Source organism: Micromonospora sp. FIMYZ51 (genome assembly GCF_038246755.1).
Classification (GTDB): domain Bacteria; phylum Actinomycetota; class Actinomycetes; order Mycobacteriales; family Micromonosporaceae; genus Micromonospora.
The window spans coordinates 4,769,364-4,782,392 of the sequence record NZ_CP134706.1; the positions used below are offsets into that span (position 1 = coordinate 4,769,364).

The window sequence follows — 13,029 nt, forward strand, 5'->3', positions numbered from 1 at the left end:
TCACACCTGTCCGTGGTTGGGGGGTGGGGTGCCGTCGACGGCCCAGCGACCGAGGTGTTGGAGCTTCCACGCCGCAGGATCGTGCAAGGTGTGGGTACGCGCGTTGCGCCAGTGCCGGTCAAGGTTGTGGCTGGCGCTTGCGGACCGGGTGCCGGCCACCTCGAACAGGCGGCTGCTCGCCTCCAGGGCCGCGTGGGTGGTGGCCGCACGGGCCGCAGCGACAGCCAGAGACGCGGCCGTCGCGGACTGCGCGGTCAGGTCGGCATTGGCCCGGTCGATGGCCCGGGCCGCCTCGGCCAGCAGCGCCTCGCTGCCGCGCACGGCCAGCTCCACCTCCCCGAAGGCGCGTACCACCAGGGGGTCGTCGGCCGCCCGGTCGACGTGCGCGTCCGGGTAGGGTCGGCTCTTCTCCCGCACGAACGACGCCGCGTCGTGCAGTGCCGCCCGGGCGATTCCGGCGTCGATCGCCGCGTGCAGCACCTGCGCGAACGCGCCGTAGGTCTGCGGCTTGTCGAAGGTGAGCGCGAGCGGCGTGACGAGGTCGTCGGGTACTGCCACGTCGCGCAGCACCACCGACCCGCTGGCGGTGGTGCGCTGGCCCAACGCGTTCCAGTCGTCGATCACCTCGACGCCCTCGTCGTGGCGGCTCACCCACGCGACGTGCAGCGGACCGTCCGGCCCGAGGTGAGCGAGGACGGGAATCCGGTGCGCCAGCAGAGCGCCGGTGGCGTAGAACTTGCGGCCGTTGAGCCGCCACCGCCCGGGGGCCTCAGCCGTCAACGTGGTGGTGATGTCGCGGACGTGTCGGGTGTTGGCCTCCGACTGCGCGTTGCCGAACCGGCCGCCGGTCAACACCTCGCCGAAGAGGAGCTTCTGCTGGCCGTCGGTGCCCCGCAGTCGCAACTGATTGACGTAGACGAAGTGGCTCTGCGGGATCTGGCCGATGTTGGGGTCGCCGGCCGACAGCAGCCGGAACACCTCCACGACCGTCTCCACCGGCAGGTCGGCCCCGCCGTGCCGGGCGGGGACGGTGATGGCCAGCAGCCCGGACCCGCTGAGTCTGTCGACCTCCGCCAGCGGCAGGACGCGTCGCGCGTCGCGGTCGGCCGCGTCCCGGGAGAAGTCGGCGGCGAACTCGGCGGCGAGCGCGATCGCCTGCGCCGAGGACAGGACGGGAACATTCGTCATGCCGACTCCCATGGCACCGCGGTGCAGAACCACTGCGGGTACTGATGCCGAGGGGCTGCGATGACGTCCTCGCTGGTGCCGTGCTCGACGATCCGGCAGTCCTTCGTGACCGTGATGCGGTCGCCCATGGTGATGGATCACTCCTTGGTCGTCTGAGATGGGGGTGGCGCATGCCCTGCACGGCAGTTGCGGGCGAACGTGCGTGCACCACCGCTGCCGGCCCTTCACGGAGTGACCACCCGATGCCGGCCGTCAGGCTGCGGCCGGTACACCGAGGCAGTCGAGCAGGTGCCGGCGCAGCGTGCCGAAACCAGGGTCATCCGGCGCACGCGGATGAGTCATCGGCACCGGTGTGTCGTCAACGACCCGGCCCCCGGCCAGGACCAGCGTGCGGTCCGCGAGCAGCAGCGCTTCCTCGACGTCGTGGGTGACCAGCAGCGCGGCGAAACCGTGCTCGGCGCGCAACCGGCCGAACAGTGCCTGCATCCGCAGCCGGGTCAGCGCGTCCAGCGCACCGAACGGTTCGTCGAGCAGCAACAGGTCCGGCTCGCGGACCAGGGCCCGGGCCACCGCGACACGCTGGGACTGGCCGCCCGACAGTTCGGCCGGCCAGGCCCGCTCCCGGCCGGCCAGGCCGACCTCGGTCAACGCCGCAGCCGTGCGGCGCTGAACATCGGGGCCGGGCACACCGAGCGCCACGTTGTCGGCAACCCGCTTCCAGGGCAGCAGCCGGTGCTCCTGGAAGACCACCGCCAGGTTGCCGCGCACCTGCCAGTCGCCTATCGCGTCCTGGTCGAGGCCGGCGAGTATCCGCAGCAGGGTGGTCTTGCCCGACCCGCTGCCGCCGAGCAGTGCGACCACCTCGCCGGAACCGATCGTCAGGTCGATGCCGTCGAGGACCACCGTGTCCCCGAAGACACGTCGTACGCCGGTGGCGGTGACTACGTCGCCTGTAGGCCGCGTCGCCACGTCAGTGTCCTCCTCTCGACCGTCCGCAAGATCAGATCCGACAGCAGCCCGAGCAGGGCGTAGATGAACAGGCCGACGAGGACGACGTTGGTCTGGCTGAACTCGCGGGCCTCCATCATCAGGAAACCGATGCCGCTCTGGGTGGCGACCGTCTCGCCCACCACCAGGCTCAGCCATGCGGCCCCGGTCGCCAGGCGCAGTCCGAGGAACAGTGACGGCAGTGTGCCGGGAAGCACGACGTGACGAATGCGGGCCACGGCACCGAGGCCACAGGTGCGTGCCGCCTCGACCAGCCGCTCGTCGATGTCACGGATGCCGGCGTAGAGGTTGAAGTACATCGGATAGAACACGCCCAGGGCCACCAAGGTGACCTTCAGCGACTCGCCGATACCGACCCAGATGATCAGCAGTGGCACCAGCGCGAGGTGTGGCAGCATCCGGGCCATCTGCACCGGCGGGTCGACCAGATCATCGCCGAGCCGCAGCAGACCCGCGATCGATCCGAGCACCAGCGCGAGGCCAACGCCGATCGCCAGGCCGGCACCGGCCCGGGTCAGCGAGTCGAGCAGATGGGTGGCGAGCGTGCCATCCTCGGCAAGCTGCCATCCGGCGCGTACCACCTCACTGATCGGGGGGAGTTTCTCCTCCGGTAGCACGCCCACCCGCGACGACGTCTCCCAGAGCACGACGAGCACGACGGGGGTGGTCAGGCGCCGCCATCGCCTACGGTGGGGCCGTGCGGCCGGTCGCGCGGTCTTCGGCACGGTGACCGGCGGTCGGGTGGCCAATTCCGTCATGTGAAGACCCCGGTGAACTCGGTGTCGACGCGGGCCTTGATGTCGATCGGCTCGGGGATCAGCTTCAGTTCGGCGAAGCCGTCGGCGATCGCCTGCAACTCGTCGCCGATCGCCGGCGATACTGGGGCCAGCGACTTGGCGCTGCGGTCCAGCGAACGTTTTGCCACGTCTTCGGGGATCTTGAGCTCGGGCGCGAGCACCCGAGCCCGCTCCTCGGGGTTGTCGATGCCCCACTCGGTGGTGGTGTTGAGCCTGGCCAGTAGGTCGCGTACCTGGTCTGTCTTCTTCTCGACGGCGTCTGGCGCGGCCAGAATGTACTGCCGGTTGCTCGCCAGCCCGGTCGCGTCGGCCAGCACCTTGACGCCGGGCTGCTCGGCGAGGGCGAAGTAGGGATCCCAGATGATCCAGGCGTCGACCTGCCCGGCGTCGAAGGCGGGTCGCCCTTCGGCGGGTTTGAGGTACTGGACCGTGATGTCCTGCAAGGTCATGTTGTTGGCTTCGAGCAGCTTGACGAGCAGCCAGTGCACGTTGGAACCCTTGTTCAGCGCGACCGTCCTACCCTTGAGATCGGCGAACGTCCGGAACCCGCTGCTCTCCTTGACCAGCACGGCCTCGCCCTGCGGCACCTCGTCCGACGTCGCCACGATCTTGAAGGGAATCTTTCCGGCGGCCGCGAAGATCGGCGGAGCCTCCCCGGTCTCACCGATGTCGATCGACCCAGCTTTGAGCGCCTCAGTGAGGGCCGGTCCGCTCTCGAACAACGACCAGGTCACGCCAGGCGCCTCGTTGCGGGCCTTGAGCAGGCTCAGACTGCCGTAGCGCTGGTAACCCACTCGCAGCTGCCCATCACCGCCCCCGCTGTCCTCCGCATCTCCGCAGGCAGTGAGCGCCCCGGCAGCGACCAAGATTGCTCCGAACGTGGCGAGCGCGCGGCGGCGCCATAGGGACCTGTGCATGGCGCAAAGTCTACTGAACCTATGGGAAAAATGGGAGGTGCGTTCGCCTCGCAGCGTTTCACCAGTTCAGCGCCGGTCAGCCGGATCCGGCTCGGCCCGAGTCCAAACAGTCGGAGGTTGTCGGCCGCGCTGACGGTGGAGGCCGCGCTCGCTGAGGTCCTGCCCTACTCCCAACCCGGACGACATTCTCGGCGTCGACGACCAGGAAGGCGCACTCCGCTTCCCATGACCGCCGTCACCCCACGCTTCGGCGCGCGGTGTTACCGGCCGCTGCCACCGACCAACAGTCCCTCATGCAGGTCCGCTGCGCGATCAAGCCCCGCCTCAACCTCCCGGGACGGCTCAGCTGACCGCTGCCGTGGCTTCGTTGATGAGTGCGTCGACGCGGTCTGACTGGAAAGCATGACCGGGTGAGGAGGCGTCGGTGGATCAAGGCTGAGTGCCCGAATGGCCGGTCGGTCGCAGGGGCCAATGGTCGGATCGACCCGAGCGACCCTGTCAACGGGTCTGGGGCGTTGGGCTGATCCCTTCTATCGCCAGGTTCAGCAGCCGGTCCGTCTCGGCGGCCGGGTCCGGGTGGTGTTCGGTCGCCAGCGCGAGACCGGTGACCAGTGTGAGCAGGTCCGTGATGGTCACGCCGGCCGCCACCGCGCCGTCCTGGGCGGCGCGCCGTACCAGTGGGTCACCGGCCTCGGTGAGTTGCGCGGAGGCGCAGTGCGCGTGCGCCGCGCCGGGTTCGGTCGCGCAGCTGCGGGCCAGCGCGACCGCCAGTCCCCGGATGGTCGCGGCGGAAGCTGCGACGGTGCCCAGCCAGGTGAGCAGCGCCGTTCGGGCGTCGGACGAGTCGGCGAGATCGCGGGCGCGGTCGCGGAGGGTCTCGATCCGGGCGCGGAAGACCGCCTCCAGCAGCGCATGCCGGTTGGGGAAGTGCCGACGTACGGTGCCAGATCCCACCCCTGCCCTGCGGCCGATCTGCTCCATGGACGCTTCAGCGCCGTACCGGGCAATCTCCTCTTCGGCAACGGCGAGTAGGAGCGCGTAGTTGCGCCGAGCGTCCGCTCGCTGACAGGGCATGAGGCACCTCACGATTGCTAAGTGGCGGGGCCCGCCGTATCGCACCAGGAGTAAACGGCGTTCCCCGCCGTTTAGCTTGACCTGCCACGAGGAGACCATGTGTCCATCGATTCCGCACCGGTCCTGGTCGTCGGTGCCACCGGACAGCAGGGTGGAGCCACAGCCCGCACCCTGCTCGCCGCGGGCGTACCCGTCCGGGCGCTGGTCCGCGACCCCGCCACCGAACGGGCCAAGACCATTGAGGCGCTCGGCGCCGAACTGCGTACCGGTGACCTGGACGACTGCGACTCCCTGACCAGTGCGGCCCAGGGCGCCCGAGCGGTCTTCTCGGTCCAGAGGCCCCCGATGAAGGACGGCGGACTCGACTTCCCCGGCGAGCACCGCCAGGGCGTGAACCTGATCGAGGCCGCAATCGCCGCGGGCGTACCGCAGTTCGTGCAGACCACGGTCTCCGCCGCCGGGCAGCACACCGAGTTCCCCGGCTGGGCGGAAGGCCGCTGGGCACCCATGGAGCCCTACTACACCGCCAAGGCGGGAATCCAGGACCGGGTACGCGAGGCCGGTTTCACACACTGGACGCTCCTCAAGCCGGGCTTCTTCATGGAGAACCTGCTGCCCGCGGCGGCGTACCTGTTCCCGCGCGGCGTCGAGGGCGGCCTGGTGACCGTGCTGAAGCCGCAGACCCGACTCTCCCTCGTCGCGGTCGAGGACATCGGCCGGGCCGCCGCCGCGACGATCGCCGAACCAAAGCGGTTCGACCGGGTCGAGTTGGAACTGGCCAGCGACTACCTGGCGATGAGCGAGATCGCCGAGATCCTCTCCCGCGCCCTGGGCATCGAACTGACCGCGCCCGACATGACGGCCGAGGAGGCTGTCGCCGCGGGCATGCCGGACTGGGCAATCATCGGGCACGAACTCACGGAGGCTGTGGGACAGCCGGCCCGTCCCGAGTACGCTCGCGCACTCGGCATCCCGCTCACGACCTTCGAGGAATGGGCGAACCGACACCTACGGTCCGCGCCCTGACCGACAAGACCCAGGGTTGCCGCCACGACCGCAGGTCGCGGACCACTGGAGCTGTGGGACAACCTCGCCGAGGCTGGCGCTCCAGTTGATCTATCCATTCGGCGATCCGCGCGAATGACGCGGCTCGTGGACCAGGGTCTGGCCAGGTGGTGTGCACCGACGGTCGCGCTGGTGTCCTGGTCGGCCAGTTCTGTGGCTGGTCAGGTGATAGGTAGGCCGGCCAGTCCGGCGGCGAGGCCGAGAAGGGCGCTGACTCCGAGTACGCGCAGCACGGACCACTTGAACCGGAAGATCAGCACACCGGCGATAACAGCGATGCCCAGAGGTATCCACCGCACCGTGGCCATCTCCGGCAGTTCCAGGCGCAGCGGCCCACCGGTGACCGTGCGGCTGTCGACGAACAGGGTATGCACCGTGAAGTACAGGCCGAGGTTGGCGATCACGCCCACGACGGCGGCGGTGATGCCGGTCAGCGCGGCGGAGAGGCTGTGGTTGGTACGCAGGCGTTCGACGTAGGGGGCGCCGAGCAGAATGAACAGGAAGCAGGGCACGAACGTGACCCAGGTGGTCAGCAGCGAACCCACGACTCCCGCGACCCACGGGTCGAGGCTTCCCGGGTGATGGTAGGCGCCAAGGAACGCGACGAACTGCACCACCATGATCAGCGGTCCGGGGGTACTCTCGGCCAGCGCCAGACCACGAACCATGTCTCCGGCGGAGAGCCAGCCGTAGTCCTCGACTGCCCGTTGGGCTACGTAGGCCAGGACGGCGTAGGCACCGCCGAAGGTGACCACCGCCGTGCCGGAAAAGAACAGGCCCTGCTGGGTGTAGACGCTGCCGATGCCGGTGGTGGCGGCGACCAGCGTGACCGGGGCGAACCAGGCGACGAGCCCGACGGCGAGGATCGTGGCGGCCCGCCGGGCGGACGGGCTGTCGTGGTGCAGGGCGTCGTCCCGGATCAACGGCGCCGGGCCGTCGGTGCCGTTGCCGCCGTGCCCACCCGCGGTGACGAGGTGCGGTCGCCATCGGTGCACGGCCCAACCGGCGAGCGCGGCGAACGCGATGACGACCGGGAACGGCACGCCGAACGCGGCGAGGGCGACGAACGCGACGACGGCGAAGCCCACCAGAACCTTGTTGGTGAGGGCTCGGCTGCCGACCCGCCACACCGCCTGAGCGACGATTACGACCACGGCCGGGGCGAGGCCGGCGAACACGGCGGTGACGGCGTGGGTGTCGCCGTAGCCGACGTAGACCGCCGACAGGGCCAGCAGCGCGACCAGCCCGGGAAGCACAAACAGGGTCCCGGCGACCAATCCACCCCGGATGCCGTTGAGTAGCCATCCGACGTAGATCGCGAGTTGTTGGGCCTCGGGACCGGGCAGGAGCATGCAGTAGTTCAGCGCGTGCAGAAACCGGCGCTGCCCGATCCAGCGGCGTTCATCGACCAGGTGGCGCTGCATGACGGCGATCTGCCCGGCCGGGCCGCCAAAGGTCTGCAAGGAGATGGTGAACCACGCCTTCACGGCCTGGCCGAAGGGTACGACGTCACGGGTTGCCGGTGGTTCGGTGGTCGTCACCGTGGATCCTCCATCTCCATCGGGATGGCCGGCAGGGCAGCGGAGAGGCGAGCAAGGTATAGCACCCTCGGTCGGCATCGCGTGGAAGCGGCGTGAGCGGGGCTATGCGGGCGTGCGTCCTAAGAGCAGCGCGCGGCGGTGGTACTCGTAGAGCCCGTCGAACTGCGGCCGGTCACAAGTTGGAGCGCAGGTCGGCATGACCGGATCTTTGGATTTGATCTATGACCTGTGCGAGGTGGTGCGAGGTAGCCCATGCGTGCCAGTTTGAGGCGTTGCCGGGCCCGCCGACGCCCTCCGCCCGCGCCGCAATCTGATGGTCGCCTCAGGAAAAGTCTCGTCCTTCTGGATGCCAGTGGTCGGAGGCCACCAGCGCGTTGCACAGGTCGTACATCGCAGGTCTGTCGGTCTTGCCTTGTGGCCAACGGTAGATCCACCACACCTCATCGTGGGTGTAGCGCAGACTCGGCATAGGTCGCCAGGCAGCTCCGGCCGCTCCTGGATGGGCGATACCGTAGTCCGCGTAGTGGATGCCGAGGTCCCACACGCGCTGCCACAGTTGCAGGTCCCAGCGCCGCAGCGGTGTGGGCGTGTAGACCGGGAGGTGCGAGATGCTCTGCGGCATGGCACCGGCGGCGACCGTAATCGAACGCCAAGGGTAGCGCAGAGCCCAGGACACGCATTTGCGGACGATCGGCTCGACTCTGGTCAGATCGCGTTCGGATCGCACCTCGAACACGTCAAGGACCAGGTGGCAATGCTCGATGGTCAGGCCCATCTCATTACGAAGGCAATGCAACGCCTCCTCGGCTTCCCCGTCGTCTGGGTCGCGGGTGTCGCTGCCCAGCCGGAGAAGGGTGTGGCCGCTATGGAGGTCGGCCGCGTGCCGCACATCGGCCACCCGCGCCTCAGTGTCGTGCAGGTGTAGGACTGGCAGCATCGGGATTCCCCAGGCCGCGAGGTCGTCGGCGAGGTCGCGCATGGGCCGGCGCACGCTCTCGGTTGGATCGGCGAGACGCCGAACATCAACCGCGATCGTCAAATCGGCAGGCACCGACTCGCATACCTGTTTGCCGAATCGGTAGGCATCCTTGGTCGGGCCGTTGACAGTCGGGACCACCTCAAAGATCGGCAATACATTCCGCACCAGAGCAGCGGGCAGGTGCGCGAACGCCCTGAACTCGCCTTCCCGGCCTTTGAGGATGGGCATGTACGTGACCATGAGTCCGTTCCTGCCGGCCTTGCCCCCAGTCAGTCACCTCTATCTATGGTCAACGTTAGGTGACCGATTGACAACTCCCCGTCCTTGCTCTGGCGGGCAGTCGAGACGTCGCGAGCCCAAGGACTTTCGTTCACCACGAAAGCCGATTGAGTCGGCCTCGGCCCCGCGAGACGTTTAAGCCAACGGCCACTGGCACATCCCGGAGCCAAACGTCGGGCGCGCGATGGGTCGAATTTGATCTTTGAGTCCGCTGTTCACGGCAGTGAGCGACTCCGTTAGCACGGGGGTGGTCAACAGCGAGGTTGCTGAGGTGTCCCTGCTGTCGTAGAGCGGTTGATGTGTTTCCCGGTCTGACTGGTCCAGACAGGTCATCGGTACGTGCGTGGTTCGTTGAACAGGATGAGGTGTCGCATCGAGGTGATCTCCATGGGCGCTACGGCGAGAGTCAACCAGCCCGACCTCCTGGCCGGATGGCTGCACAACACGCAACCCCGAGTCCGAGGGCACCGGCCACCACCTACTGTCGGCGGTTTGCGGTTCGCGTTCTACGGGCGGATCTCCACCGCCGACTACCAGGACGCCGCCTCGTCACGGGCTTGGCAACTCGACTCGGCACATCGGACCATCGCCTACCAGGGGAAGATCGTCGCCGAGTACTTCGACATCGGCTGCTCCCGGCGGGTGCCGTGGCACGCCCGCCCGCAAGCCGCCGCACTATTGACCGCCGCCACCGGGCAGTGCCGGATGTTCGACGCGGTGATCATCGGCGAGTACGAACGCGCTTTCCACGGTGACCAACTCACCCACGTCGCCGCCATGCTGGCCGCTCACGAGATCCAACTGTGGCTCCCCGAGACCCGCGGACCCATCGACCTGAACGACCCCACCCACCAAGCCCTGGCCATGCTGCTCGGACATCAGTCGAAACGGGAGGTCCTGCGCGCCCGGTTCCGCACCACGATGGCCATGCGCGCCCAAGCCCGCGACCAGGGCCGCCACCTCGGCGGACGGCCACCCTACGGCTACCGCCTCGCCGACGCCGGACCCCACCCCAACACCGCACACGCCCGCTGGGGACGCCGACTACACCGACTCGAACCCGACCCGATCACCGCACCACACGTACAATCGATCTTCGCCCAGCGGATCGCCGGAACCAGCGCCGCCGGCATCGCCCGCACCCTCAACCACCAGGGTGTGCCATCCCCATCGCAGTACGACCGCACCCGCAACCCGCACCGGACAGCAGAAGGCTGGACAGTACGGACCGTCGCCGAAATCCTCGCCAACCCCCGCTACACCGGACGGCAGGTGTGGAACCGGCAGCACACCGACCACCAGGAAACAGAGCCCGGAGACCGGCGCACCAGCCGAGGATCGGTACGGCGATGGAATCCACGAGACCAGTGGATACTGTCCACCCGGTTGGTGCACCCGCCGCTGGTCAGCGAGACGGACTTCGTCCAAGCCCAAACCGTCAACGCCGTCGCCACACCCGAGGACGGCCAACCACGCCGGTACCTACTCACCGGACTGGTCATCTGCCGAACCTGCGGCCGACGGGCCGACGCACACTGGATACACGGACGATCCGGCTACCGGTGCCGACACGGCCACACCAGCGCCAGCCCACCACAACCTGGCCGGCCCAAACCGCTGTACCTACGCGAAGACCTGCTCCTCGCCCGCATCGCACGGCAACTCCACGACCGAACGACAGAAGCCGACGACGGCCCACGAGCCATCGCCGCCTATCTGCGGGCGAACCAGATCACCCTCACCTGCGATGCCGACACCATCACCCTCGGCCGCCAGCCGTCGCCAGCAGGAATCCCGCGCCAAAAGCAACGACTCCCACCCGAACCGCTCGAAAACATGAACGGCTTTGGTGGGGGTTAACGTGTCCGAGTCGTCCACGAATCCATGATCGCCGTTCGTGGCGAACTGCAACTCAGGTCTAGATCAGCGGGTCAGCCGATTGGTGGCGCCCCTGTCCCGACTCGTCTTCGAGGATCGACGCGGCAGCGACCCGGTCTGCGCATTTTCGGCGCCATTGCGCTCGTCCGAGAGTCAGCTTAACTAGCTGGGCCGGGCGGGGACGTTCTCGGGCGGCGGGGTGGTTCGCTTGGACGGACCCGAAAGTCTGTTGCCGGCGACTATGAGTTCCGGGACGCTGGTGGCATGACGTTCTGAGGGAGCACCTTCGTCGCCGCCACGCCATCGCGCTCGGCGGCCGTCCATCCCCCCTTTGGCGAAAAGCGAGCGTCCTTGTCCGTTAAGCCTTTCCGGCAGAAGTCGCTGCCGGCACCTACTCCTGCCACCGTTACCGTCTTCGCCTCCCCGGCCAGCTGGGTCAAGTCCGACGCCGTCGACCAGTGCCACCAGGTGGCCACCCTCGACGGCATGGTCCATGTCGCCGGCATGCCGGACCTGCACCCCGGCAAGGGTGCCCCTATCGGCGCCGCCATGACCTCGACGGTGCTCTACCCGCACCTGATCGGCTCGGACATCGGCTGCGGCATCGCCGTCTTCCCGATCGCGCTGAAGCGGGTCGTGCCGGAGCGGCTCGCCGCCCGCTTCCCCGACCTGGACCGCCCGCTCGACCCGGATCGGGACGCCGACGACCCGGCCTGGTCCGTGCTGGACGGTGACGTCCCCGCCGGCCACCTCGACGGTCTCGGTACCGTCGGGCGGGGCAACCACTTCGTCGAGCTGGCCCGCGTCGGCGAGATCCTCGACCCGGGCCACGCCGCGCGGCTCCAACTCGCCACCGGCGACACAGTTCTCGTCGTGCACAGCGGGTCGCGCGGCCTCGGCGAGCGGATCCTGCGTGAGCACACTGAGCTGCGAGGCGCCGGTCCCGCCGACGACCCGGCCGGGTACCTGGCCCGACACGACGACGCTGTGCGCTGGGGTTCGCTCAACCGGCGGCTGCTGGCCGCCCGGACCGCGATCGCGCTGGGCGCCAAGCCGACAGCACCGATCGTCGACCAGTGCCACAACCTGGTCGAGATACGCGACGGCCACTACCTGCACCGCAAGGGCGCGGCCCCGGGCAACGGCCGAGACGTGCTCGTCGCCGGCACCCGCGGCACCCCGTCGTACCTGGTGGCCGCGCACGCGGGCGCGCAGGCCAACCACTCGGTGGCACACGGGGCGGGCCGCAAGATGTCCCGGGCCGACGCGCTGCGCCGGGGCCGGGCCAAGCACACGGTCGACGAGCTGCGCCGCACTCCGGTGGGTTCGCTGGTGGTCTGCGGCGATCGGCAGCTGCTGTTCGAGGAGGCCCCGACCGCGTACAAGCGAATCGAGCAGGTGATCGCCGACCTGGTCGGCCACGGGCTGGCAACCCCGGTGGCGACCACGGTCCCACTGGTCACCTACAAGACGCCGGACGTGGGGGCCGCGGCCCGCAGCGACCGGCGACCCGAGCGCCGGCAGGCCGAGCACCGGCGGCGGGGGCGGCGGTGAGCCCGCACCTGCTGCTGTCGGCGGGCCGGGGCCCGCAGGAGTGCGCATGGGCGCTGGCTCGGCTGCTGCGCCGACTGGACGCCGACGCCACCCGGCACGATGTGGGCGTAGTACGGCTGGAAAGCGTCGCCGGCGACCGGCCCGGCACCTACCGGTCAGTTCTGATCCGGCTCACCGGTGCGGGTGCGGAGACGTTCGCCGCCGCCTGGACCGGGACGTTGTGCTGGCAGGCGCCCAGCCCCTACCGTGCCGGCCACGGCCGGAAAAACTGGTACGTCGCCTCCCGGCGCTGCGAGGTCGACGCCACGGTCAACCCGTTCACCGAGGCCGACGTGAAAGTGGTGGCCATACGCACCGGCGGGCCCGGCGGCCAGCACCGCAACAAGGCCAGCACCGCAGTGCGGGCCACCCACCGCCCGACCGGCACCGTCGTGGTGGTCGACACCGAGCGGCAGTTCAGCCTCAACCGGAGCATCGCGCTGCGGCTACTGCGGCAACGGCTCGCGGCCGGTGACGAGGCGGCCGGGCGGGCGGTCGTTGCCGCCCGATGGCGCGTCCACGACGAGCTGGTCCGCGGCGATCCCGTGCGCATCGAACGCCCCTGATCCCCCTTCGCGCCCCCGCCCACGGGACGACACACAGAGGCGTCCTGAGCCTCTCCCGACTTGAGGCAACGCGCGTCGCTCTCACTGTCATCGCCACCACCCTCCGCAACCCGCTCCAGGAACACCCCCGTTACCTTTTTGATC

The 13,029-nt window shown here is 69.1% G+C and carries 11 protein-coding genes and 1 pseudogene; 4 read left to right on the forward strand and 8 right to left on the reverse strand.

Features of this window, described 5'->3' with window-relative positions:
* From QQG74_RS21310 to QQG74_RS21335, 6 genes are all read right to left on the reverse strand, one after another.
* Nucleotides 1–1,188, reverse strand: a complete 1,188-nt coding sequence (locus QQG74_RS21310; RefSeq protein WP_341716526.1) for an SfnB family sulfur acquisition oxidoreductase — start codon at nucleotides 1,186–1,188, stop codon at nucleotides 1–3.
* Nucleotides 1,185–1,316 (reverse strand): hypothetical protein, encoded by a 132-nt coding sequence (locus tag QQG74_RS21315; RefSeq protein ID WP_341716527.1) that lies wholly within the window; start codon nucleotides 1,314–1,316, stop codon nucleotides 1,185–1,187. The genes QQG74_RS21310 and QQG74_RS21315 overlap by 4 nt, the downstream gene beginning before the upstream one ends.
* Nucleotides 1,317–1,440: 124 nt before the next feature.
* The gene (locus tag QQG74_RS21320) at nucleotides 1,441–2,157 is read right to left on the reverse strand and encodes an ABC transporter ATP-binding protein (protein WP_341716528.1); all 717 of its coding nucleotides are present in this window, start codon (nucleotides 2,155–2,157) and stop codon (nucleotides 1,441–1,443) included.
* On the reverse strand, nucleotides 2,130–2,954 hold the full coding sequence (locus QQG74_RS21325) for an ABC transporter permease (RefSeq protein ID WP_239093667.1): 825 nt from the start codon (nucleotides 2,952–2,954) through the stop codon (nucleotides 2,130–2,132). Before QQG74_RS21325 ends, QQG74_RS21320 begins: the two co-directional genes overlap by 28 nt.
* The gene (locus QQG74_RS21330; protein WP_341716529.1) at nucleotides 2,951–3,787 is read right to left on the reverse strand and encodes an aliphatic sulfonate ABC transporter substrate-binding protein; all 837 of its coding nucleotides are present in this window, start codon (nucleotides 3,785–3,787) and stop codon (nucleotides 2,951–2,953) included. Before QQG74_RS21330 ends, QQG74_RS21325 begins: the two co-directional genes overlap by 4 nt.
* Before the next feature lie 621 nt (nucleotides 3,788–4,408).
* Complete coding sequence (locus QQG74_RS21335; RefSeq protein WP_341716530.1) at nucleotides 4,409–4,984, reverse strand: helix-turn-helix domain-containing protein; 576 nt, start codon at nucleotides 4,982–4,984, stop codon at nucleotides 4,409–4,411.
* A 99-nt stretch (nucleotides 4,985–5,083) separates the two neighbouring features.
* Between QQG74_RS21335 and QQG74_RS21340 the strand changes: the two genes are divergently transcribed.
* Nucleotides 5,084–6,010 carry an NmrA/HSCARG family protein gene (locus QQG74_RS21340; protein ID WP_204027301.1) on the forward strand — a complete coding sequence of 309 codons (927 nt, stop codon included), beginning with the start codon at nucleotides 5,084–5,086 and terminating at the stop codon, nucleotides 6,008–6,010.
* 200 nt (nucleotides 6,011–6,210) lie between these two features.
* Here the strand turns inward: QQG74_RS21340 and chrA are convergent, their stop codons facing one another.
* A complete protein-coding gene (gene chrA / locus QQG74_RS21345) occupies nucleotides 6,211–7,590 on the reverse strand; it encodes a chromate efflux transporter (protein ID WP_341716531.1) in 1,380 nt (459 codons plus the stop codon).
* A 172-nt stretch (nucleotides 7,591–7,762) separates the two neighbouring features.
* A pseudogene (locus tag QQG74_RS21350) lies at nucleotides 7,763–8,809 on the reverse strand (beta family protein).
* 531 nt (nucleotides 8,810–9,340) lie between these two features.
* Here QQG74_RS21350 and QQG74_RS21355 point away from each other — a divergent pair.
* The 3 genes from QQG74_RS21355 to prfH all read left to right on the forward strand — a co-directional run bounded on the left by QQG74_RS21355 (nucleotide 9,341) and on the right by prfH (nucleotide 12,885).
* Nucleotides 9,341–10,708 carry a recombinase family protein gene (locus tag QQG74_RS21355; RefSeq protein ID WP_341716532.1) on the forward strand — a complete coding sequence of 456 codons (1,368 nt, stop codon included), beginning with the start codon at nucleotides 9,341–9,343 and terminating at the stop codon, nucleotides 10,706–10,708.
* A 369-nt stretch (nucleotides 10,709–11,077) separates the two neighbouring features.
* Complete coding sequence (locus QQG74_RS21360) at nucleotides 11,078–12,280, forward strand: RNA ligase RtcB family protein (RefSeq protein ID WP_341716533.1); 1,203 nt, start codon at nucleotides 11,078–11,080, stop codon at nucleotides 12,278–12,280.
* Nucleotides 12,277–12,885 carry a peptide chain release factor H gene (gene prfH, locus QQG74_RS21365; protein WP_341716534.1) on the forward strand — a complete coding sequence of 203 codons (609 nt, stop codon included), beginning with the start codon at nucleotides 12,277–12,279 and terminating at the stop codon, nucleotides 12,883–12,885. The genes QQG74_RS21360 and prfH overlap by 4 nt, the downstream gene beginning before the upstream one ends.
* Nucleotides 12,886–13,029 lie beyond the last annotated feature (144 nt).